18 protein-coding genes and 2 pseudogenes are annotated in these 22004 nt (G+C 64.7%); 16 read left to right on the top strand and 4 right to left on the bottom strand.

Translation table 11 applies throughout. The features are described from left to right. Nucleotides 1–89: 89 nt before the first annotated feature. The gene (locus tag RX327_RS29210) at nt 90–461 is read left to right on the top strand and encodes a hypothetical protein (protein WP_317247876.1); all 372 of its coding nucleotides are present in this window, start codon (nt 90–92) and stop codon (nt 459–461) included. Nucleotides 462–611: 150 nt separating this feature from the next. On the opposite strand, the gene RX327_RS29205 is transcribed toward RX327_RS29210, so the two are convergent. Further along, nucleotides 612–1715: a mandelate racemase/muconate lactonizing enzyme family protein gene (locus tag RX327_RS29205; RefSeq protein ID WP_317247875.1), complete on the bottom strand. Its 1104-nt coding sequence runs from the start codon at nt 1713–1715 to the stop codon at nt 612–614. A 223-nt stretch (nt 1716–1938) separates the two neighbouring features. Beyond that, entirely contained in the window at nt 1939–3180 is a 1242-nt protein-coding gene (locus RX327_RS29200) for an ABC transporter substrate-binding protein (RefSeq protein WP_317247874.1), read from the bottom strand. Nucleotides 3181–3419: 239 nt separating this feature from the next. On the opposite strand from RX327_RS29200, the gene RX327_RS29195 reads away from it, so the two are divergent. Next, nucleotides 3420–4259, top strand: coding sequence for an AraC family transcriptional regulator (locus RX327_RS29195; RefSeq protein ID WP_317247873.1), 840 nt, complete (start codon nt 3420–3422; stop codon nt 4257–4259). A gap of 358 nt (nt 4260–4617) precedes the next feature. Continuing rightward, nucleotides 4618–5478, top strand: a pseudogene (locus RX327_RS29190) (IS30 family transposase); the annotation flags it as partial. Nucleotides 5479–5811: 333 nt separating this feature from the next. Here RX327_RS29190 and RX327_RS29185 read toward each other — a convergent pair. After that, on the bottom strand, nt 5812–6822 hold the full coding sequence (locus tag RX327_RS29185) for a polyprenyl synthetase family protein (protein WP_317247872.1): 1011 nt from the start codon (nt 6820–6822) through the stop codon (nt 5812–5814). A gap of 135 nt (nt 6823–6957) precedes the next feature. Between RX327_RS29185 and RX327_RS29180 the strand changes: the two genes are divergently transcribed. The 8 genes and pseudogenes from RX327_RS29180 (at nt 6958) to RX327_RS29145 (ending at nt 14570) form a co-directional block, all read left to right on the top strand. After that, nucleotides 6958–7185: a DUF2007 domain-containing protein gene (locus tag RX327_RS29180; protein WP_317251347.1), complete on the top strand. Its 228-nt coding sequence runs from the start codon at nt 6958–6960 to the stop codon at nt 7183–7185. Nucleotides 7186–7201: 16 nt separating this feature from the next. Continuing rightward, a pseudogene (locus RX327_RS29175) lies at nt 7202–8004 on the top strand (tRNA1(Val) (adenine(37)-N6)-methyltransferase). Between the two features lie 296 nt (nt 8005–8300). After that, entirely contained in the window at nt 8301–9212 is a 912-nt protein-coding gene (locus RX327_RS29170) for a S49 family peptidase (protein ID WP_317247871.1), read from the top strand. Between the two features lie 116 nt (nt 9213–9328). Further along, the gene (locus tag RX327_RS29165; RefSeq protein ID WP_317247870.1) at nt 9329–9520 is read left to right on the top strand and encodes a hypothetical protein; all 192 of its coding nucleotides are present in this window, start codon (nt 9329–9331) and stop codon (nt 9518–9520) included. A 202-nt stretch (nt 9521–9722) separates the two neighbouring features. Further along, nucleotides 9723–10658 (top strand): glycine--tRNA ligase subunit alpha, encoded by a 936-nt coding sequence (locus RX327_RS29160; protein ID WP_317247869.1) that lies wholly within the window; start codon nt 9723–9725, stop codon nt 10656–10658. Further along, a complete protein-coding gene (gene glyS, locus RX327_RS29155; protein WP_317247868.1) occupies nt 10658–12754 on the top strand; it encodes a glycine--tRNA ligase subunit beta in 2097 nt (698 codons plus the stop codon). The genes RX327_RS29160 and glyS overlap by 1 nt, the downstream gene beginning before the upstream one ends. 3 nt (nt 12755–12757) lie before the next feature. After that, a complete protein-coding gene (locus RX327_RS29150) occupies nt 12758–13351 on the top strand; it encodes a class I SAM-dependent methyltransferase (RefSeq protein WP_050384983.1) in 594 nt (197 codons plus the stop codon). A 118-nt stretch (nt 13352–13469) separates the two neighbouring features. After that, on the top strand, nt 13470–14570 hold the full coding sequence (locus RX327_RS29145; protein ID WP_050384984.1) for a hypothetical protein: 1101 nt from the start codon (nt 13470–13472) through the stop codon (nt 14568–14570). Between the two features lie 135 nt (nt 14571–14705). Here RX327_RS29145 and RX327_RS29140 read toward each other — a convergent pair whose 3' ends face one another. Then, the gene (locus RX327_RS29140) at nt 14706–15065 is read right to left on the bottom strand and encodes a DUF1236 domain-containing protein (RefSeq protein WP_028332631.1); all 360 of its coding nucleotides are present in this window, start codon (nt 15063–15065) and stop codon (nt 14706–14708) included. Between the two features lie 233 nt (nt 15066–15298). On the opposite strand from RX327_RS29140, the gene RX327_RS29135 reads away from it, so the two are divergent. The 5 genes from RX327_RS29135 to RX327_RS29115 all read left to right on the top strand — a co-directional run bounded on the left by RX327_RS29135 (nt 15299) and on the right by RX327_RS29115 (nt 21987). After that, nucleotides 15299–15454, top strand: a complete 156-nt coding sequence (locus tag RX327_RS29135; protein ID WP_016844375.1) for a DUF3096 domain-containing protein — start codon at nt 15299–15301, stop codon at nt 15452–15454. Between the two features lie 91 nt (nt 15455–15545). After that, nucleotides 15546–18455: a pyruvate, phosphate dikinase gene (ppdK, locus tag RX327_RS29130; RefSeq protein ID WP_317247867.1), complete on the top strand. Its 2910-nt coding sequence runs from the start codon at nt 15546–15548 to the stop codon at nt 18453–18455. Nucleotides 18456–18480: 25 nt separating this feature from the next. Then, a complete protein-coding gene (locus tag RX327_RS29125) occupies nt 18481–18744 on the top strand; it encodes a hypothetical protein (RefSeq protein ID WP_050384985.1) in 264 nt (87 codons plus the stop codon). Between the two features lie 123 nt (nt 18745–18867). Next, complete coding sequence (locus RX327_RS29120) at nt 18868–20343, top strand: cell wall hydrolase (RefSeq protein WP_317247866.1); 1476 nt, start codon at nt 18868–18870, stop codon at nt 20341–20343. 399 nt (nt 20344–20742) lie between these two features. Then, nucleotides 20743–21987, top strand: a complete 1245-nt coding sequence (locus RX327_RS29115) for an MFS transporter (RefSeq protein ID WP_317247865.1) — start codon at nt 20743–20745, stop codon at nt 21985–21987. Nucleotides 21988–22004 lie beyond the last annotated feature (17 nt).

Genomic DNA, 22004 nt, shown 5'->3' with positions numbered 1-22004 from the left:
CTTGAATGCGGTTTCAGTGTGGTATGTCTGCCTTGCTTTCAGCGTCGCAAGCACAAAACTGTGAATGACGCATTTGCCTGGAGACGCCGATGACCGCTCGTTTTGTTCTCGCCCTGCTGGCGCCGCTTGCACTCGGCGTCGTCGGAGTCGCGCACGCGCAGGACGTGCCCGGGATCGAGATCTGCACCGTCGAGAAGACCATGGAGCGGCGCACCAGCTGCCTGCAGAGCAATGTCGATTTCCTGCAGAAGACGATCGCCAAGCTCGCCCTTGATCATCAGCAGAAGCTGGATGCCGCCAATCGCCAGATCGTGAGCTTGCAGAGTTCGGTCGCGAACTTGCAGAAGCTCGTCACCGATCTGCAAACAGCGCAGGTCAAGCTGACCGAGGACCTGAAGAGGAAAGCCGACGCGCCGCCGGCGAAGGATGCCGCGCCCGCCGCGAAGGACGGGACGAAGTAGCCCGCAGCCGTCATTGCGAGCCAACGGGTCGCGCGACCGCGCGCCCGATGACAGGCTCAGCGAAGCAATCTATCTCTCAGCTTGCCGAGATGTGGATTGCTTCGTCGCTTCGCGGGTTCCTCGCAATGACGCGTAGGAAGGACGCTCGACTCACGCCACCCGATACTGCTCCATCACGTCGCGATCCGGCTCGTAGCCGAGGCCGGGGCCCTGCGGCACGGCGACATGGCCGTTGGGGTCGACGTCGATGCGATCGCCCCACAGACAGGCGGGACGCTTCATGAAGAACACCTCGATCAGCCCCGCGTCGCGGATCGCCATCAGATGCAGCGTGGCGAGGAAGCCCGGCCCGAAATAGGGCGAGTGCGGAATCACCTGGACGCCGAACTCGTCGGCGAGGACGGCCACCTTCAGGAATTCCGTGATGCCGCCGACCTTGATGACCGAGGGCTGGGCGTGGCTGACCGCGCCCGCTTCGATCATCTGGCGAAATTGATATTCGGTGCAGGCATTCTCGCCGGCGGCGACGTCGAGCCCGCCCTTGCTGCGGACGTCGGCAAGCGTGGCGAAGTCTTCCGGCGGCCAGACCGGCTCCTCCAGGAACAGCGGCGCGGCCTGCTTGCAGTCGCGCGCGAACTGGATCGCCGCGGGCCCGTCCAGCGGACAGTTCATGTCGACCATCAGCGGAATGGCTGGTCCGATCGCCTCGCGCGCGGCGAACACTGCAGGGGCCGTGGTCTCGTGCAGCTTGATCGCGGCATAGCCGAGCGCGAGCGCCTTCCTGCATTCGGCGGCGATGTGCGCCGGATTGCCGATCCGCATCAGGCTCGCATAGGCCGGGATCGCACTCCGCTTCGCGCCGCCGATCAATTGATGCAGCGGCACGCCCTTCACCTTGCCGGCGAGGTCCCACAATGCGATATCGAGCCCGGAGATCGCGAACATGGTGATGCCGTAGCGGCCGAACAGATGCAGATTGCGCTGGATCTGTTCCATCACCGCGGGAATGCCGGCAGCATCGGGCACCTTCAGCCCGCGGGCCTGCGGCGCGATCATCTCGGCTACCGCCGTGCAGCTCGTCATGGGGCAGACATAGGCGAAGGCGTCGCCCCAGCCGGTCAGCCCGGAATCGGTCGTGACCTCGACGAGGACCATGTCGAGCGCGGAAATCGCGGAAGCACCCTGGCGGAAGCTTGCGACACCGGCGTCATAGGGGATGCGGATATGGTGCGCCCGCACATCGGTGATTTTCATTGTTGTTGTCCTTCCGATCGCAGGATGTGCCTGGAGCTCGTGGTGGCCGGACACGTGAGCCTGAAGAACGGCGTCGCTTCGGCTGGTCTGGGTTCCGGCCATCGCAAGTCCGGTTTGTAACGAGTCTTGCTCGCGACAAGTCTTGCTCGTGAATCGTGTCGAAGGCGTGGATGCCCGGCGCACGGCCGGGCATCACGAACCGCGAAGTTGTGGAGGAAAGCCCTCAACTGCTCTTCTCGCCGCTCATGATGGGGCCGAACCGCTCCCAGCTCTCGCCCTTGAAGCGCATCATCTGCAGCTGCTCGATCGGCGCATAGTCGTCCGGCCCGGTCTTGATCTTGGTGCCGGGCAGATAGATGCCGATCTCGATGTTGAGGCTGGCCGCCTGCTTCATCAGATTCTCGCGGGTAAGATTGTCGCCGCACTGCCGCAGCACCTGCTCGAGCCCCTTGGCGACACCATAGCCGAATACGGTCGCGGCGTCGTCGAGGTCGCCTTCGGGATACCACTTGGTCATGAAGGCGCGCCACTCGGTCATCGCCGGATCGTTCTTCCACTCGGTATCCTTGGGGTCCTTGAGATACGCCGTGGACAGCACGCCCTGGCTCGCTTCATAGCCGGCCGGCTTCATCACGCCGCCGATCGAGCCGGAGACGTTGGTCAGGAACTGCACCGGATGCCAGTCGAGCTCGGCGGCTTTCTTGATCGCCTGCGCCGCGAATTTCGGCGTTGCAATGTTGACGAAGATGTCGGGATTGGCGCCCTTGATCTGCACGATCTGCGAGTCCACCGTCGGTGACGAAGTCTCGTAGGAGGATTCGACGACGATCAGCTTCTTGGCCTGGTCGCCGAGCCCGTCGTGCAGGCCGTTCAGATAGTCCTTGCCGAAATCGTCGTTCTGGTAGAGCACGCCGATGGTCTTGCCCGGATAGTTCTGCAGAATGTACTTGGCATAGATGCGCGCTTCGACCTGGTAGCTCGGCTGCCAGCCCATGGTCCACGGGAAGTTCTTCGGATCATTCCACTTCGCCGCGCCGGTCGAGACGAACAGCTGCGGCACCTTCTTGGCGTTCATGTATTTCTGGATCGCGGTGTTGCCCGGCGTGCCCAGCGGATTGAAGATCAGGAGCACCTCGTCGCTCTCGACCAGCTTGCGGGTCTGCTCGACCGTCTTCGGCGGCGAGTAAGCATCGTCCAGCGTGATGAACTTGACCTTGCGGCCGTTGATGCCGCCTTCGCTGTTGAGCTTGTTGAAATAGGCGGCTTCGGTCTTGCCGATCGTGGCGTAGGCCGACGCCGGACCGGAATAGGGCATGATGTTGCCGACCTTGATCTCGGTGTCGGTTGCGCCCGGATCGTATTTCTTCTGCGCGTTGGCGGCGCTGGCGACGGCGATCGTCAAAAGTCCCGCAAGCACCGCGGATTTGACGCAGTTGGCATAGCTCAAGCGTTGGTGGTGCATCATTGTCCTCCCTGACATGCTGGCCGCGGCTCTTGCAGTCTTGATTATCGGGCAGCTTGATGAGCCGTCGGATCGATGCGTCGGCGAGTATGCACGATTGCAACATTGTTGCCAGCGGCGGCTTTGCGGGTAAATTTCCGTGGAGCGGAACCACAGTTTCGCCGCCCGGGCAGCAAGGACTGTCAAATGCCGCGCGCGGCAGCCGTGCATGATGCCCGAGCTTTGCAGGAAAGCCGTCATCCATGAATCCAGCCCAGAAGGCGCTCTGGTACATCGAAAGCCATCTCGGCGCGCCCCTGACGCTCGACGAGATTGCCGCCGTGGCTGGCGTCTCGCGCTTCCATCTGGTGCGTGCGTTCGCGGAGGCGACCGGGTTCTCGGTGATGCGTTATGTGCGGGCCCGTCGGCTCAGCGAGGCCGCGCGCGAGCTCGCGGCCGGTGCGCCCGATATTCTCAGCCTCGCGCTGGATGCGGATTACGGCTCCCACGAAGCATTCACCCGCGCGTTTCGCGACCATTTCGGCGTCACGCCCGAGACGGTGCGCGCGACAACGTGCCTGACGACGCTCAATCTCCAGGAGCCGATCACCATGATCTCGACAGCTCTCGACCACATCGATCCGCCGCGCATTGCCACCGGCAAGGCGTTCCTCGTCGCCGGCATCGGCGAGCGTTACAATCACGGCAATGGCAGCGATGCCGGCATTCCGAACCAGTGGCAGAGCTTCCACCAGCAATGCGCGCACATCCCCCGCCAGGTCGGCAACGTCGCCTACGGCGTCTGCTGCAACGGCGATGACGCCGGCAATTTCGACTATATCGCCGGGGTCGAGGTCGCCGATTTCTCCGACCTGCCGCGCGAGTTCGCGCGCGTCCGGATTCCCGAGCAGAAATACGTCGTGTTCACACACGCCGACCACATCTCGACGATCCGGCGCACCGTGAACACGATCTGGAATCAGTGGTTGCCGGCATCCGGTCTCAAAGCCGCGGACGCGCCGAACTTCGAGCGCTACGACGAGACGTTCGATCCTGCAACCGGCAATGGCGGTTTCGAGATCTGGTTGCCGGTGAAGGAGTAGCGGGCGCCGCTGCAGCAAACCCTGGTGTCGCCCCTGCAGAGACCCATGACCACCGATGCTTGTTATTTGCGTGATGCTGGAATGACGAGTCCCCCTACAACTCTCGCCGCGGAGTATGGGTCCCTGCTTTCGCAGGGACGACACCGTCGATCGTGCCGACGTTGTTGGGTGAGCCATACACCTGAGTTGCCCGGGCCAACAAACTCGATGTCGTCCTGGCGAATGCCAGGACCCACTACCCCAAATGGCAATTGCTGCGCGACGCCGGGGCCGTGATCTCTTTCACAATCAAATTCGGTGGCTATGGGTCCCCTGAGTTCGCAAACGAAGTGCAACACTTCCTTGAGGAGGTGTTGCCATGGGGCGGACTTACAAGCAGCTCTCTCTGGACGACCGATGCGAGATTGCCTGCCTATCGGCCAATGGCAGCTCGGTCCGGCAAATCGCGGCAGCTCTGGATCGCTCGCCATCAACGGTCTCTCGGGAACTGAGGCGCAATCGGGGGAGCCAGGTCGGCTACAAGCCAAACTATGCCCAGCACCAGATGCGAGCGCGGCGCTGGACGGGCGGACGCCTCGAACGGGAGCCCGGCCTGCGCCGCGCGGTGTTGGAACGCCTTCGCCGGGGCTGGTCGCCCGAGCAGGTCGCCGGCCGGCTGGCCCGCGAGTCCGGGCGCAAGGTGATCTCGCACGAGACCATCTACCGCTTCATCTATGCCCAACTCAGGCGCACCACGGATTTCAACTGGCGGCGCTATCTGCCGCGCGCCAAGAGCAAGCGCGGCCGCCGCGGCAAGAGGGGCGGCAGCCCCGCAAGCTTCATCGAAGGCCGTGTTTCCTTGGCAAATCGGCCGATCGAAGTGGCCGACCGCAGCGTGCCCGGACACTGGGAGGCCGACCTGATGATGTTCTCGAAATACGGTCAGGCCGTGCTGACCGTGCACGAGCGCACCTCGCGTCTGCTGCTCGGCATCCGCCTTGCCAGCAAGGTCGCGCGCGGTGTCGCCCGCCATCTCGTGGGCTTCTTCGCGACCCTGCCACAGGAGCTGCGCCAGACCGTGACCTTCGACAACGGCACCGAGTTCGCCGGTCACCTGGCGCTGCACCGCCTCTCGATCGAGACCTTCTTCTGCGATCCCCACGCCCCCTGGCAGAAGGGCGGCATCGAGAACGCTATCGGCAGGATGCGCCGCTTTATTCCCCGCAAGACCGATCTCGTAACCCTCTCGACCGCCAGATTCCGCCAGTTCATCGCCGCCTACAACAACACCCCGCGCAAATGCCTTGACTACCGCACGCCTGCCGAGGCCTTTGCTCAAGTGTTGCACTTCGAATGTGAATCTACCTCCTGGCTTCCGCCAGGACGACAAATATTTTGCGACGGGCGGCGCAATAAACTGGGTGTCGTCCCTGCGAAAGCAGGGACCCATAACCACCGATGCTGCTTATTGTGCGATGTTGGAACGACGAGTTCCCGTCACAACTTCGGCCGCAGAGTATGGGTCCCGGCTTTCGCAGGGACGACATCGTTTTGTTGCTCGCGAGTGCCTAGATCAATGCGACCGCGCCAGGCAGAACGCCACGACCTGCTCCAGCGCGCTCTTCATCGGCGAGGACGGGAACAGCGCGAGCGCGTCGACGGCCATGGCGCCGTAGTGCTGGGCGCGGCTCAGCGTATCCTCGAGCGCGCGGTGCTTGTTCATCAGGCCGATGGCGTGGTCGAGATCGCCGTCGCCGATCTCGCCGCGCTCCAGCGCGCGGATCCAGAAGGCGCGCTCGGTGTCGTTGCCGCGGCGGAAGGCCAGCACGACCGGCAGCGTGATCTTGCCCTCGCGGAAATCGTCGCCGGTGTTCTTGCCGAGCTTGGCGCTCTTGCCGCCATAGTCGAGCACGTCGTCGACGAGCTGGAAGGCGATGCCGAGATTCATGCCGACCGAGCGGCAGGCGGTCTGCTCCGCCTTCGGCCGGTTGGCGATGACGGGGCCGACCTCGCAGGCGGCGGCGAACAATTCGGCGGTCTTGCCGCGGATCACGGCGAGATATTCGTCCTCGGTGGTCGCGGTGTTCTTGGCGGCGGCCAGCTGCATCACCTCGCCCTCGGCGATGGTGGCGGCGGCCGCGGAGAGGATGTCGAGCGCGCGGAGCGATCCGACCTCGACCATCATGCGGAAGGCCTGGCCGAGCAGGAAGTCGCCGACCAGCACGCTCGCCTCGTTGCCCCAGAGCATGCGCGCCGACAGCTTGCCGCGGCGCATCTCGCTCTCGTCGACGACGTCGTCGTGGAGCAGGGTGGCGGTATGCATGAACTCGACCGAGGCCGCGAGCTTGATATGGCCGTCGCCGGTATAGCCGGCGAGGTTTGCCATGGCGAGCGTCAGCATCGGGCGCAGGCGTTTGCCTCCGGAGGAGATCAGGTGGTTGGCGACCTCGGGGATCATGGTCACCTCGGAGCCGGTCCGCGACAGAATCGTGGCGTTGACGCGCTCCATGTCAGGGGCGACAAGGCCCACCAGCCCGTCGATCGAAGCATTGGACGGGCTTTCGAAGGGTACAATAACCGCCACGCTGGTCTCCAATTTTGCCGAATACGCACTATGCTCAGCTATAACAATAGAAACTGCGCGGTGCAGCGGCAAGGCCATCAAGTTATTGACATGTGGCGCAAGTGCCGCACAGGCGGGGCGACAGGAGAGCGTATTTTGCGCGAACTGGTTCGGACCAATGACATGGTGCTGGTGTCGGCGATCGGCGCGCTGCTCGACGGTGCCAACATCCATCATCTGGTGCTGGACCAGAACATGAGCATCATCGAGGGCTCGCTCGGCATATTGCCGCGGCGGATCCTGGTCCATGAGGACGACAACCACGAGGCCCGCCAGCTCCTGACCGATGCCGGCCTCGGCCACGAATTGCGGGCCGATGACTAGAGCGTTTTCGAGCGAAGTGGGCCCCGGTTCGCGTGAAGAAAACGCGTCAAAAAACAAGTCTCCGGCCGCCGGGATCACCGAAGACGGATTTCTCGGTGGCCAGTTGCGCCTGCGGCAACCCCGCAGCGGCCACCGCGCCGGCCATGACGCGATCCTGCTCGCCGCGGCGACGCCGGCTCGATCGGGCGACCGCGTCGTCGATCTCGGCTCCGGCGTCGGCGCGGCCGGGCTGGCGGTGGCGCGGCGGGTGGGGGGATCGATCTCGTCCTGGTCGAAATCGACCCGGTCCTGGCCGAGCTTGCGCGGAATAATGCCGGCACCAACGCGATCATGGCGCAGGTGATCGTGCTTGATGTCGAAGCCGGCGCCGCAGCCTTCGATGATGCCGGCCTCGGGTCGGATAGCGCCGACGTCGTGCTGATGAACCCGCCGTTCAACGATCCGTCGCGGCACCGCGCCTCGCCGGACGGTGTGCGCGAGCGCGCCCATGTCGCGACCGCGACCACCCTGGCCGGCTGGGTTCACGCGGCGCGGCGAATTCTCAAGTCGAACGGGCAGCTTGCGCTGATCTGGCGGGCTGACGGCATTGCCGAGGTGCTGGCCGCGCTGGACCGCGGCTTCGGCAGTGTCGAGATATTGCCGGTTCACGGCGACGTGACGTCGCCGGCTATCCGAATCCTGGTGCGGGCAACCAAGGGCGGCCGGGCACCGACGCGGCTGCATGCCGCGCTGCTGCTCAACGAAGAGTCAGGCGTGCCCAATAAATGGGTGCAGGAGATTCTGGCCGGGAAGGGGGAATTGCCGCTGGCGCGGCGCTAAAAAGATCATGCTCGAACAAGAAGCCAAGGCGCGATGGCATTGCGCTTTAGCGGGCAGGCATGCTGCCCACGTCGCCAGAGGCACTAAATCACTGCGAAGCCGTTTCCGACTGGCGGTCCGGCGTGGACGTGAAGTGGATCGCCGCCAGGAGTGTACCGATCAGCAAAATCAGCAGATAGATTTTCATAATTCCCTCTCCGCCCGCGCATTGCAGCCCCAATGACAAAATGCAAAACGCGTTCCACGGATTCCAATGACAGTGGCGTGATAAAAAGTGGTTAATTCGAGGTAACGGCATGAGTGAACAAATAAGTGATCACGCTGGACGTTCGGGACTGCTCGAACGCGTGCAGGCAATGTTGCCGGCGCGCTTCAGGCGCGGCGCGGCCGTCGTGCCGGTGGTGCGGCTGGCAGGCGTGATCGGCGCGGTGACGCCGCTGCGGCCCGGCATGACACTCTCCGGCGTCGCCAAGATGCTGGAGCGCGCCTTTGGCACGCGGAATGCCAAGGCCGTGGCGCTGGTGATCAATTCTCCCGGCGGCTCGCCGGTGCAGTCGCGTCAGATCTACTTGCGCATCAAGCAGCTCGCGGCGGAGAAGAAGCTGCCGGTGCTCGTGTTCGTCGAGGACGTCGCGGCATCCGGTGGCTACATGATCGCCTGCGCCGGCGACGAGATCATCTGCGATCCGTCCTCGATTCTCGGCTCGATCGGCGTGGTCGGCGGCAGTTTTGGCCTGGAGGGGCTGATCAAGAAGATCGGCGTCGAGCGCCGGCTGTATACGGCGGGCAGCCACAAGGCGATGCTCGACCCGTTCCTTCCCGAAAACCCCGATGACGTCGCCAAGCTGAAGGCGATCCAGCGCGAGATCCACCAGATCTTCATCTCGCTGGTCAAGGACAGCCGCGGCAGCCGCCTCAAGGGCGCCGACGACGTGCTGTTCACCGGTGAATACTGGGCCGGCGATAGCGCGATTGGTCTCGGGCTCGCCGACGGCATCGGCGACATCCGCTCCACGCTGCGGGCCCGCTACGGCGACAAGGTGCTGACCCCGGTGATTGCGCCGGCCAGCGGCTTGCTGTCCGGCCTGCTCGGCCGGCGGGCGCCGGGGGCGGGATCGCTGGCGGCGCTGGATGGACTGGCCGCGCTGCCGGACGAGGTGATCTCGGCGCTGGAAACCCGTGCGATTTGGGCCAGATTCGGGCTGTGAACACAGGGATGTGAGCGCGCCATTTAGCCCCAAAACCACGATTGCGGCGCAGGCCGCCTTGCGCGAGAATGCCTGCCATTGGGGGCCTGATAGACGTGAACGACGAGGATCGACCGATGCCGCCGTTCGTCGCTTTCGCGGGCGTCTTGGGCGGGCTTGCCGTGGTCCGCTGGGCCTACAAGACCGCTGTCCGGATCAACCAGGAGCTCGAAGAGGCGCGATTGTCCCGCGTGGCCGAGGCCACCCGCGCGGGCGAAATCAAGACCTTGCGCCGCGACCCCGTGACCGGAGCCTATCGCCCGGGCTAGATATCACCCCGTCATTCCGGGGCTATGCGAAGCATAGAACCTCAGATGCGCAATTGCGCATCGGGGAATCTCGAGATTCCGGGTTCGCCTCTCCGAGGCGCCCCGGAATGACGTGCAGCAATCCTCCATCGCCTTGATTCCATGGGCTGCCGCCGATACGGTCCCGCGCGCCTCACACCCCCTCGCGAGACCAATTCCAACGATGGACGCCCTGCCTGACCATATGCGCCCGGAACGCTCGTTCCAGGGCTTCATCCTCGCGCTCCAGCGGTTCTGGGCCGAGCAGGGCTGCGTGATCCTGCAGCCCTACGACATGGAGATGGGCGCGGGCACCTTCCATCCGGCGACCACCCTGCGCGCGCTCGGGCCAAAGCCCTGGAATGCGGCCTATGTGCAGCCCTCGCGCCGGCCCAAGGATGGCCGTTACGGCGAGAACCCGAACCGGCTGCAGCACTACTACCAGTTCCAGGTGATCATGAAGCCGTCGCCGCCGAATCTTCAGGATCTGTACCTGAAGTCGCTCGCCGCGATCGGCATCGATTCTGCCGTGCACGACATCCGCTTCGTCGAGGACGATTGGGAGAGCCCGACGCTGGGCGCCTGGGGTTTGGGCTGGGAGTGCTGGTGCGACGGCATGGAGGTCAGTCAGTTCACTTATTTCCAGCAGGTCGCGGGCTTCGAATGCGCGCCGGTCGCGGGCGAGCTCACCTATGGCCTCGAGCGCCTCGCGATGTATGTGCAGGGCGTCGACCGCGTCTACGACCTCAACTTCAACGGCCGCGAGGGTGACGCCAAGGTCACCTATGGCGATGTCTTCCTGCAAGCCGAGCAGGAATATTCGCGGCACAATTTCGAACATGCCGACACCGCGATGCTGTTCGAGCAGTTCAAGATGGCGGAAGCGGCCTGCCGGAAATATCTCGACGCCGGCTGGCGCGAAGGCGGCAATCGGAAGCAGCATCTGATGGCACTGCCGGCCTACGACCAGTGCATCAAGGCCAGTCACGTCTTCAACCTCTTGGACGCGCGCGGCGTGATCTCGGTGACGGAACGCCAGAGCTACATTCTGCGCGTACGCGAATTGGCAAAAGCCTGCGGCGAGGCCTGGATCCACACTGAAGCGGGCGGAGCGGCCTGATGCCCGATCTTTTGCTTGAACTGTTCTCGGAAGAGATTCCCGCGCGCATGCAGGCCAAGGCCGCCGACGATCTGCGACGCATGGTCACCGACAAGCTCGTCGCCGAAGGTCTCGTCTACGAGGGCGCGAAAGCCTTCGCGACGCCGCGCCGCCTCGCTCTCACCGTGCACGGTATCCCTGCGCGCCAGCCCGATTTGAAGGACGAGCGCCGCGGCCCGCGCGTCGGTGGCCCCGAGCCCGCTATCCAGGGCTTCCTGAAGGCCACCGGTCTCGCCTCGATCAGCGAGGCAAAGATCCAGCACGACCCCAAGGGCGATTTCTACATCGGATTGATCGAGAAGCCCGGTCGCGCCGCGATCGACGTGCTCGCGGAAATCCTGCCCGTGATCATCCGCACCTTCCCCTGGCCGAAATCGATGCGCTGGGGCGCGCGTTCCGGAAAACCCGGCTCGCTCAACTGGGTGCGCCCGCTGCATGCGATCACCGCGACGTTCGGGCTCGAGACCGAAGAGCCCGATGTCGTGAAATTCTCGGTGGACGGTATCGAGGCCGGCCAGACTACCTATGGCCATCGCTTCATGGCGCCGGGTGCGATCTCCGTGCGCCGCTTCGAGGATTACGAGGCCAAGCTGAAGGCGGCCAAGGTGATCCTCGATCCGCAGGCGCGCAAGGACATCATCGTCGAGGACGCCAAGCAGTTGGCCTTCGCGCAGGGCTTCGAGCTGGTCGAGGACCAGAACCTGCTCGACGAGGTTGCCGGCCTCGTCGAATGGCCGGTCGTGCTGATGGGCTCGTTCGAGCCGGAGTTCCTGGCGACGCCGGCGGAGGTGATCCGCGCCACCATCCGCAACAACCAGAAGTGCTTCGTGGTGCGCGACCCCAAAACGGGCAAGCTCGCCAACAAGTTCATCCTGGTCGCCAACATCGAGGCCACCGACGGCGGCAAGACCATCATCGCCGGCAACGAGCGCGTGATCCGCGCGCGGCTGAGCGATGCGAAGTTCTTCTACGAGACGGACCTGAAGACCAAGCTCGAGGACCGGCTGCCGAAGTTCGAGCAGATCGTGTTCCACGAGAAGCTCGGCACCCAGGCCGAACGCATCAAGCGCATCGAGCGCCTTGCCGCGGAGATCGCGCCGCTGGTCGGCGCCGACGTCGCCAAGACCACGCGTGCTGCGCATCTGGCCAAGGCGGATCTGCTGACCGAAGTCGTCGGCGAATTCCCGGAGGTGCAGGGCCTGATGGGCAAGTACTACGCGCTGGCCCAGGGCGAGGACGCTTCCGTCGCCGCCGCCTGCGAGGAGCACTATAAGCCGCAGGGTCCGGCCGATCGCGTGCCGACCGATCTGGTGAGCGTCGCGGTGGCGCTCGCCGATAAAATCGATACGCTCGTCGGCTTCTGGGCCATCGACGAAAAGCCGACAGGCAGCAAGGACCCGTATGCGCTGCGTCGCGCGGCGTTGGGCGCGATCCGGCTGATCGTCGAGAACACGCTGCGCCTGCCGATCCTGAAGACGGCCAAATCCGCGTTGCTCGGATTGTCGGTCAAGGCCGATGCCGAAACGCTGCCGAACGAGCTGCTCGCCTTCTTCGCCGACCGCCTCAAGGTCCAGCTCCGCGAGCAGGGCGCGCGTCACGATCTTGTCGACGCCGTGTTCGCGCTCGGTGGCCAGGACGACCTGCTCATGATCGTCCGCCGCGTCGAGGCGCTCGGAAAATTCCTCGAGTCCGACGACGGCAAGAACCTGCTCGCCGGCACCAAGCGCGCCAGCAACATCCTCTCGATCGAGGAGAAGAAGGACAAGCGTAGCTTCGACGGTGCGCCGGACGCCGCGCTCTACAGCCTCGACGAGGAGAAGGCGCTGGCGAAAGCGATCGATCAGGTGAAGAGCGAGGCCTCCGCCGCCGTCGCCAAGGAAGACTTCGCCGGCGCGATGAGCGCGATGGCGAAGCTTCGTCCGCCGGTCGATGCGTTCTTCGACAAGGTTCGCGTCAACGACGACGATGCGAAGGTGCGCGAGAACCGCCTGAAGCTTCTGAACGAGATCCGCAGCGCCACGCGGGCGGTGGCGGATTTCTCCAGGATCGAAGGCTGATCGATGGACCGCGCGACGCTCGCCGCTTACGACAAGGATGCGGCGGCGTTTGCGCAGGACTGGCACGACCAGCCGGCCCCTCGCGATCTGCAGGAGATCGTCGCGCAATTCTTCATCAAGGGCGGCTCGACCGCCGATATCGGCTGCGGCAGCGGTCGCGAGGTGGCGTGGCTGAATGCCCACGGCTTTCCGGCTGAAGGCTTTGACGCCTCCGAGGGCCTGCTCGCGGAAGCCCGCGCCCGCTATCCGGCCTTGCGTTTTGCGCACGCTGAGCTGCCGGCATTGTCCGGTCTGGCCTCCGGCAGCTTTGACAACGTCTTGTGCGAGACCGTGATCATGCATCTCGATCGCGCGCTGATTGCGCCGTCGGTGCGCCGCATGCTCGAACTCGTGAAGCCCGGCGGCGTCCTCTATCTGAGCTGGCGCGTCACCGCGGGCGACGATGCGCGCGATGCGCACGGCCGGCTCTACGCGGCGTTCGATGCGTCGCTGGTGCTGGCCGAACTGGCGGCGGCCGAATTGCTGCTCGACGCCGAGGTCGTCAGTGCCTCGTCCGGCAAGGTCATTCACCGCCTCATCGCGCGACGGCGCGACTGATCGGGCTCCTGAAATATTTCGACACAATTTGCAATTTGTTAACCATGCCCTGCGAAGGTCCTGACGAAGCAACCATTTCTTAAGACATCGCCCCCCGCGCCAATGCAGGGACCGCCCGATGACCTCGATCGGCACCACGCCCAATCCCTACGCCCAATATGGTTCGGCCTATGCGCGGGCCGCAGCGACGCCCTCGCTGGCGGCGACGTTGTCGGGCGACGGCACCCCCGGCGATCTGTCGGCATCCTCGACGTCCAACGCCGCAACCAACCTCACGCTGTCGGACGCCGCCCGCGCGCAGCTCGCCAAGGCGCCGCTGCCGGATTTTGCAAGCGTCACCAGCGATGCGCGCATCACGCTCGACCGGCTCTACACGGTCGCCGGCGTCAAGGCGCCGATCGTCGACGGCGAGACCACGATCGATCTGTCGACGCTGGACCGTCGCTCGCTGTTTGCGATCTCGACCAATAATGGCGGCAAGTTCACCCCGGATGAGCAGGCGGTTGCCGCCACCGAGCTGAAGCAGCGCTTCGACAAGGCGATGGAGCCGTCGCTTGCGACCACGCGCCTGACCGGCGACTACAGCGTCAGCTACAAGGCCGCGCTCGATTATCTCGATGGTGCGAGCGATGAGGAGAAGGCCACCGCAACCTGGGCCAGCCAGCGCGCCGCGGTGCTGAAGGGCTATCAGGCGACGCAGCAGGATCCGAACACGGCGCCATCGGGAATTTCCGGCGATCCGATCGCGGCCGCACTGGCGGGGACAGCGCCTCCAACAAAGAGCACCACGCGCGACTTCAGCAGCATCGCCGGCGACGTGCGCGCCTTCCTTGATCGGCAGAAGAGCGAGGCGGCGAAGAGCGGCAAGGAGCTGGTCTACGATGTCAGACGCAAGACCGGACAGCTCGCCGACCTGTCCTCGCTCGACAACCGCTCGCTGTCGGCAATCTCGCTGAACCAGGACAAGAAGTTCTCCACCGAGGAGATCTTCGCGGCCAAGCAGGAACTCAGCACGCGGACGCGTCTCGCCGTGCTCGACGCGCTGAAGCAGAGCCAGACCGCCGGCGATCCGCGCCAGTTCAGCCTCGGCATCCTCAAGCAATATTCTTCGATGAGCGCGGAGGAGCGCCAGGCGGCCAACTGGACGCAGGATTTCCAGGACGCCGCGATCAAGAGCTACAAGTCGACCTCGACGTTGCTCTCGATCCTCAAGTCGTAACCCGGCACGGCATCAGAACGGAAGAGCCCCGCCCGGAGGGGAGGCCGGACGGGGCTTTCTGGTCCGGTCGATCCTCGCGCACATCCGCTTGCGCGGCGCCCGGACTGTCGTTCAGGCGATCGTGCTGACGTTGATCTAGTCGACCACCTGAACGATCCGTCGCGAACGCGGCTCGACCAGAACGGTCTCACCGTTCACGACGGTGTAACGATAGGGCGTCGCGCCGAACCGCTGCGGCACGTCGTAATAGGTCACGCCGGCGTCCGGCAGCACGGTGCCGACCACGACGCGATCCGGAATTGTGTAGTTCGGTACACGCTCGCGCACGATGTACTCGCGGAATGCCGGACGCTGTTCGACCGCGATGCCTCCGTCATCATCGACCGCGACGGACGGACCACCGCGGACGATGCCGACGGTCTGGGCCTGTGCGGCAACAGCCGGCACCGTGATCGCGGCAGCAACCGCTGCAACGGCAAGTAATCTGTTTCGCATGGCTCGCTCCATTTTTTCACGCAGCACGCCGGCCTTCGCCGGCGCGCATGCCGAGCCAATGCATGTGCTGTGGTGATGTTCCGGGAAATCGCCGCCATATACGCGGCAATTTGGAGCAATTTTCGTGAGTTGCGGGAACTCGTCGGCGTAACCTGCGTCTTGATGTGGGAACTCCCCTCAGCGGATAAACTGCCGCTCGATTCGCTCCTCCAAAAACGCCGGAGAACACTTCAATGACCATCACCGCTGGGCATCTGCCTGCTATCGTAGCCCTGATCGCAGGCGTCCTGATCCTCATCATGCCGCGGCTGCTGAACTACATCGTCGCGATCTATCTGATCTTTGTCGGGCTCGTGGGGATGGGTCTGCTGCGCTGGCTGCACCTCTAGCGGGAAAGCGGGGTTTCGCGGCTTGCGCGGAACCCCTCAAAATGGTGTAAGGCGCGCATCTTCGACCCCTCTTTTCGGATTGTTGTCTGACATGGCCAAAGCCGTCGCGAAGTCCAAGAAAACTGCCGAGAAAACAGCAGCGAAATCAAAGCCCTCCGCCGCAGCCCGCAAGGCCGCCCCGGCGCGCAAGGCGCTGAAGAAGAGCGCCCCGAAGGCGGCGCCGAAAGCCGCCCCCAAATCGGCTGCAAAGCCGGCCGCAAAGCCCGCCGGCAAGGCGCCGGCGAAGGCCGTTGCGAAGAAGGCGGCCCCGGCTGCGATCAAGGCAGGCAAGTGGGTCTATACGTTCGGTGACGGCAAGGCCGAGGGCCGCTCGGAGATGCGCGACCTGCTCGGCGGCAAGGGCGCCAACCTCGCCGAAATGGCCAATCTCGGCCTGCCGGTGCCTCCCGGCTTCACCATCCCGACCTCGGTCTGCACCTATTTCTACGCACACGACAAGACCTACCCGAAGGAATTGCAGTCGCAGGTTGAGAAGGCGCTCGACTATGTCGGCAAGTTGACCGGCAAGATCTTCGGCGACGCCAAGAACCCGCTGCTCGTCTCCGTGCGCTCCGGCGCGCGCGCCTCGATGCCGGGCATGATGGACACCGTGCTCAATCTCGGCCTCAACGACCAGACCGTGGAAGCGCTGGCCGAATTGTCAGGCGACCGCCGCTTCGCCTTTGACAGCTATCGCCGCTTCATCACCATGTATTCCGACGTGGTGCTCGGCTTCGAGCACCATCACTTCGAGGAAATCCTCGATACCTTCAAGGACACGCAGGGCTACACGCTCGACACGGACCTGTCCGCCGACGACTGGGTCGAACTGGTCGGCAAGTACAAGGACGCAGTCGCGCGCGAGACCGGCAAGGACTTCCCGCAGGAACCGCACGACCAGCTCTGGGGCGCGATCGGCGCGGTGTTTTCCTCCTGGATGAACGCGCGCGCGGTGACCTACCGCAAGCTGCACGACATTCCGGAATCCTGGGGCACCGCGGTCAACGTGCAGGCCATGGTGTTCGGCAACATGGGCGAGACCTCGGCGACCGGCGTTGCCTTCACCCGCAACCCCTCGACCGGCGAGAGCAAGCTCTACGGCGAGTTCCTGATCAACGCGCAGGGCGAGGACGTGGTGGCGGGCATCCGCACGCCGCAGGACATCACCGAGGAGGCGCGGAAGGAGTCGGGCTCCGACAAGGCATCGATGGAATCGGCGATGCCGGAGGCCTTCAAGGAACTGACGCGGATCTACACGCTGCTCGAGAAGCACTACCGCGACATGCAGGACATGGAGTTCACGGTCGAGCAGGGCAAGCTCTGGATGCTCCAGACCCGCGGCGGCAAGCGCACCGCGAAAGCGGCGCTGCGCATCGCAGTCGAGCTCGCCAATGAAGGCCTGATCTCGAAGAAGGAAGCGGTGATGCGGATCGATCCGGCCTCGCTCGATCAGCTCTTGCACCCGGCCATCGATCCCGACGCCAAGCGCGACGTGATCGCGACCGGCCTGCCGGCCTCGCCCGGCGCGGCCTCCGGCGAGATCGTGTTCTCCTCGGATGAAGCGGCCAAGCTTCAGGCCGACGGACGCAAGGTGATCCTGGTTCGCATCGAGACCAGCCCGGAAGACATCCATGGCATGCACGCCGCCGAAGGCATTTTGACCACCCGCGGCGGCATGACCTCGCATGCGGCGGTCGTCGCGCGCGGCATGGGCAAGCCCTGCGTCTCCGGCTGCGGCACCATCCGTGTCGATTACGGCCGTGGCACCATGAGCATCGGCTCGCGTACCTTCAAGACGGGCGACGTCATCACCATCGACGGCTCGCTCGGTCAGGTGCTCGCCGGCCGTATGCCGATGATCGAGCCGGAGCTGTCCGGCGAGTTCGGCACGCTGATGAACTGGGCCGACCAGGTCCGCAAGATCGGCGTGCGCGTCAATGGCGATACGCCGGACGATGCGCGCACCGCGATCAAGTTCGGCGCGGAAGGCATCGGCCTCTGCCGCACCGAGCACATGTTCTTCGAGGAGACGCGCATCCGCACGGTGCGCGAGATGATTCTCTCCGAGGATGAGCAGTCGCGTCGCGCCGCGCTCGCGAAACTGCTGCCGATGCAGCGCGCCGACTTCGTCGAGTTGTTCGAGATCATGAAGGGCCTGCCCGTCACGATCCGCCTGCTCGATCCGCCGCTGCACGAGTTCCTGCCGCACACCCACGCCGAGGTCGAGGAAGTGGCGCGCGCCATGAATACCGATCCGCGGCGCCTGGCCGACCGCGCGCGCGAGCTGTCGGAGTTCAACCCGATGCTCGGCTTCCGCGGCTGCCGCATCGCGATCGCCTATCCCGAGATCGCCGAGATGCAGGCGCGTGCGATCTTCGAGGCCGCGGTCGAGGCCGAAAAGCGCACCGGCAAGGCCGTCGGCCTCGAGGTGATGGTGCCGCTGATCGCGACCAAGATGGAGCTCGACCTCGTCAAGGCGCGGATCGATGCGACAGCCAACGCGGTGATGAAGGAAACCGGCGTCAAGCTGAGCTATCAGGTCGGCACCATGATCGAGTTGCCGCGCGCCTGCCTGCTTGCGGCCGAGATCGCCGAGAGCGCCGAATTCTTCTCGTTCGGCACCAACGATCTCACCCAGACCACCTACGGCATCAGCCGCGACGATGCGGCGAGCTTTCTCGGGACCTACGTGTCCAAGGGCATCCTCCCGATCGATCCCTTCATCTCCCTGGATCAGGAAGGCGTCGGCGAACTCGTCAAGATCGGCGTCGCACGCGGCCGCAAGACGCGCCCGAAGCTCAAGGTCGGCATCTGTGGCGAGCACGGCGGCGATCCCGCCTCCGTCGCCTTCTGTCACCACATCGGTCTCAACTACGTCTCCTGCTCGCCCTACCGCGTGCCGATCGCCCGCCTCGCAGCCGCGCAAGCGGCGCTCGGCAAGGCCGTCGCCAGCCAGGCATGAGCGATTGCGTCGTTCAGAGAGTGCAATGGCCGGGACCAAGTCCCGGCCATTTTTGTTTGTTGCGTGCGCGCAGTTCGTAGGATGGGTGGGGCAAAGCGATACCCATCAATTGCCTCCGCGTGGAGAGATGATGGGTATCGCCGCGCTCCACCCATCCTACGCGCCGGAGTCCTACGGCGCGTGCAACACTCTATTCACCATCTCCGTTGACCTGTTGTTTACGACTTTCACGCGCCGCGCGTTTACCAAGGCGCGCAATGCAACCTGCGAAACATGCGCGATCGCTTGAGTGTAGCGCGCGAGCAACGCCGATTAACTCCGCGGCAACCTAAACGGTTTAGCAACGAGAAAGGTCGAATTGCGCGGATGTACCGCGTTCGATTGCACTCAGTAAGCGTTGCGTGAGCGTACGATGTTTGTGTCGCGTAACCAGCCGAAGAGCGCACGTCTTGCGCTCTTCGGTCTCGGTCTCTGCATCTTCGCATTGATGCCGAGAGAGACCGGCTATCAGGACATTGCCTCCCTGCTGGCGCGCCAGCCCGGCGTCGCCGAGCGGTGGCAGAAGCGCGTCTTCGCCTCCGCCGTCGGCTCCATCCAGGTCGCGACCTACAGCTTCGGCCGTCCGATCGGCACGTCCGCGCCGCAAGCCCCGCAAATCCTGCTCGCGAGACTGGACAGTTCGAACCTCGATATCACCGGAACGGTGACGCGCAATCCGATCACCGCCCCGCCGCCGCGCTATCAGGCATCCGATTTTCCCAAGGTCGATCGCACCCTGAAGGGCGATCGCCTCGTCGTCCGGCGGCCCGATCAGGTCGAACCTGCGGAGCCTGCAACTACGGCGCCGGCGAACGAGGATCCCGCGACATCGAATTCGTCGGTCAAGGGCATGAAGACCGCGACCGCACCGGCCGACAGCGCGCCGCTCGATCCTGAATTGCAGGAGGCGCTGCGCGCGCCGCCCTTGCCGCAATATGCCAAGCCGTCGCCGCAGCAGAACGACGTGTCGCTCTCGCTCGAGGCGAGCCCGCTCGACGATCTGAAGCCTGCGCCCGCGAAGCCTGCGGCTGCGCCCGCCGATGCGGCGCGCGAGCGCGACCCGTTCGCATTCCAGACCGCCAGCCTGTTCTTCGGCTCGTCGCTCGGCACGCCGGAGAACCTCGAGCGCTGGCAGCCCGGCGAGGCGCCGGTTGTTGTGATGCCGGTAGCAACGCCCGATCCCGACATGAAGGTGATGGCGTCATTGCCGGTCGATGCCGACGGTCCGGTCAAGGCCGGCGAGATGGGCGAGAGCGTTGCGCCGAAGGGCGAGGTCAACGCCGACAACCAGCGCGCCAGATCGCCGGCGGAGCGGCTCGCGCTCGACGACAAGTCGCGCGCGAAATCGGAGAAATGCCTCGCCGAAGCCGTCTATTTCGAATCCCGCGGCGAGGCCGTGCGCGGCCAGATGGCGGTGGCGCAGGTGGTGATGAACCGCTTGTTCTCCGGCAAATATCCCGAAACCGTGTGCGGCGTGGTCTACCAGAACAAGTACCGTCATTTCGCCTGCCAGTTCACCTTCGCCTGCGACAACAATCCGGACGTGATCCGCGAGCCCGAAATGTGGGAGCGGGCCAAGAAGATCTCCAAGGCGATGCTCGACGGCGAATTGTGGCTGCCGGAAGTCGACCGCTCGACCCACTACCACGCCTATTGGGTGCGGCCGTCCTGGGTCAGCGAGATGAAGAAGATGTACAAGTTCGGCGTCCACACCTTCTATCGCCCGCGCGCCTGGGGCGACGGCAGCGACGCGCCGAGTTGGGGCAACCCGGCCGAGACCGCCAAGATCTCGGCACAGCTCGCCGAGGCCGCCCAGAGCTCGGCCGAGCAGGCCAGCGCCCGGCGGTAGCTGTCAGCCTAACCTCCCCTTGAAAAGGGGAGGTCGCTTGCTCGTCAGAGCAAAGCGGGTGGCGATCCGGTCCCTCCACGCAGCGATGCGTGTGGCTGACCCCCATCCCGACCTTCCCCCTTTCAGGGGGGGGGGAAGGAGAAGACAACGTTCCCCGCCATTCGGCCTGAGCCCGTCGCGATATTCGGGGCAGACGCGTCGCAACCTCACGACGTCGTTCCGGGATGGCCCGCGGGGCGTGCCCCGGAATGACGGTCATCATCCTCTCCGATTCTGCAGAGCAGCCCTGCAGGCGAATATTTTTCTCCGGTCCCTCTTGGGGTTTTCATGCATCTGCATTAACTCCCCGTAACGTTCGGCGGGGCTGCTCCCCGCGCAGCAATTGCGGGGGAAGACAAGATGGCCGTTACCACCGGGGATCTTCGACCGACGTCGGGCACGTGGCGCACGCCGCTGGTCATCATCGTTTGCGGCTGCGCGATCGCTCTGCTGAGCTTCGGCCCGCGCTCCAGCCTCGGTTTCTTCGTGCAGCCGATGAGTCACGAATTCAGCTGGGGCCGCGACGTGTTTGGCCTCGCGATTGCCGTGCAGAATCTGTTGTGGGGGCTGGGCCAGCCGCTCGCCGGTGCGATTGCCGACCGTTTCGGCCTGCTGCGCGTCATGGTCGTCGGCGCGCTGCTCTACGCCGCCGGTCTATTGCTGATGCGCTACTCCTCGACGCCGCTCTCGCTCGACATCGGCGCCGGCGTCATGATCGGCTTTGGTCTTGCCGGCTGCTCGTTCAATCTGGTGCTATCGGCGTTCAGCAAGCTGTTGCCGGCCGAGAAGCGCGGCCTTGCGCTCGGTGCCGGCACGGCGGCGGGGTCGTTCGGGCAGTTCCTGTTCGCACCGATTGGCGTCGCGTTGATCGATAATTTCGGCTGGCAGACCGCGCTCCTCGTATTCGGCGCACTGATGCTGCTGATCCTGCCGTTGTCGCTGGCGCTCTCGACGCCGCCGGCGGAGACGAATGACGCCGCGCCGGCCGATCAGCAGTCGTTCAAGACCGCGCTTGCGGAGGCCTTCGGCCACCGCTCCTACGTGCTCCTGGTGCTCGGCTTCTTCACCTGCGGCTTCCAGCTCGCCTTCATCACCGTGCATCTGCCGGCCTTTCTGGTCGATAGCGGCATCTCGACGCAAACCGGTGGCTGGGTGATCGCGGCGATCGGCCTGTTCAACATCATCGGTTCGCTCAGCGTCGGCTATCTCCAGAACTATCTGCCCAAGCGCTACATCCTCTCGACCATCTACTTCACCCGTGCGCTTGCGACCCTCGCCTTCATCGCGTTCCCGATCACGCCGTTCTCGGCGATCGCGTTTGGCGCGATCTCCGGCCTGACCTGGCTGTCGACGGTGCCGCCCACCTCGGCACTGGTCGCGCTGATGTTCGGCACGCGCTGGCTCGCGACGCTCTACGGCTTCGCCTTCGTCAGCCATCAGGTCGGCGGCTTCCTCGGTGTCTGGCTAGGGGGCATCGTATTCGAGCGGTTCGGTTCCTACACGCCGATCTGGTGGCTCTCGATCCTGTTCGGCGTGCTTTCCGCGCTGATCAATCTTCCGATCGTCGAAAAGCCCGTCGCCCGCCCGGTTGCGCAGCCTGCCTGATGGGGTAAACCATTCCC

It is taken from the genome of Bradyrhizobium sp. BEA-2-5 (assembly GCF_032918025.1).
In the GTDB taxonomy this organism is placed as follows: Bacteria; Pseudomonadota; Alphaproteobacteria; order Rhizobiales; family Xanthobacteraceae; genus Bradyrhizobium; species Bradyrhizobium pachyrhizi.
The sequence above is the reverse complement of the archived record's forward strand: the minus strand, read 5'-3'. Positions and strand labels throughout refer to the sequence as shown.

Excerpts from the sequence above, each read along its gene's own strand:
- RX327_RS29150 (WP_050384983.1), top strand. The coding sequence starts at position 12,758 with ATGGACCGCGCGACGCTCGCCGCTTACGACAAGGATGCGGCGGCGTTT.
- RX327_RS29210 (WP_317247876.1), top strand. The coding sequence starts at position 90 with ATGACCGCTCGTTTTGTTCTCGCCCTGCTGGCGCCGCTTGCACTCGGC.
- RX327_RS29125 (WP_050384985.1), top strand. The coding sequence starts at position 18,481 with ATGGCCGGGACCAAGTCCCGGCCATTTTTGTTTGTTGCGTGCGCGCAG.
- RX327_RS29145 (WP_050384984.1), top strand. The coding sequence starts at position 13,470 with ATGACCTCGATCGGCACCACGCCCAATCCCTACGCCCAATATGGTTCG.
- RX327_RS29160 (WP_317247869.1), top strand. The coding sequence starts at position 9,723 with ATGGACGCCCTGCCTGACCATATGCGCCCGGAACGCTCGTTCCAGGGC.
- ppdK (WP_317247867.1), top strand. The coding sequence starts at position 15,546 with ATGGCCAAAGCCGTCGCGAAGTCCAAGAAAACTGCCGAGAAAACAGCA.
- RX327_RS29120 (WP_317247866.1), top strand. The coding sequence starts at position 18,868 with ATGTTTGTGTCGCGTAACCAGCCGAAGAGCGCACGTCTTGCGCTCTTC.
- RX327_RS29140 (WP_028332631.1), bottom strand. The coding sequence starts at position 15,065 with ATGCGAAACAGATTACTTGCCGTTGCAGCGGTTGCTGCCGCGATCACG.
- RX327_RS29170 (WP_317247871.1), top strand. The coding sequence starts at position 8,301 with ATGAGTGAACAAATAAGTGATCACGCTGGACGTTCGGGACTGCTCGAA.
- glyS (WP_317247868.1), top strand. The coding sequence starts at position 10,658 with ATGCCCGATCTTTTGCTTGAACTGTTCTCGGAAGAGATTCCCGCGCGC.
- RX327_RS29165 (WP_317247870.1), top strand. The coding sequence starts at position 9,329 with ATGCCGCCGTTCGTCGCTTTCGCGGGCGTCTTGGGCGGGCTTGCCGTG.
- RX327_RS29115 (WP_317247865.1), top strand. The coding sequence starts at position 20,743 with ATGGCCGTTACCACCGGGGATCTTCGACCGACGTCGGGCACGTGGCGC.
- RX327_RS29205 (WP_317247875.1), bottom strand. The coding sequence starts at position 1,715 with ATGAAAATCACCGATGTGCGGGCGCACCATATCCGCATCCCCTATGAC.
- RX327_RS29195 (WP_317247873.1), top strand. The coding sequence starts at position 3,420 with ATGAATCCAGCCCAGAAGGCGCTCTGGTACATCGAAAGCCATCTCGGC.
- RX327_RS29200 (WP_317247874.1), bottom strand. The coding sequence starts at position 3,180 with ATGATGCACCACCAACGCTTGAGCTATGCCAACTGCGTCAAATCCGCG.
- RX327_RS29135 (WP_016844375.1), top strand. The coding sequence starts at position 15,299 with ATGACCATCACCGCTGGGCATCTGCCTGCTATCGTAGCCCTGATCGCA.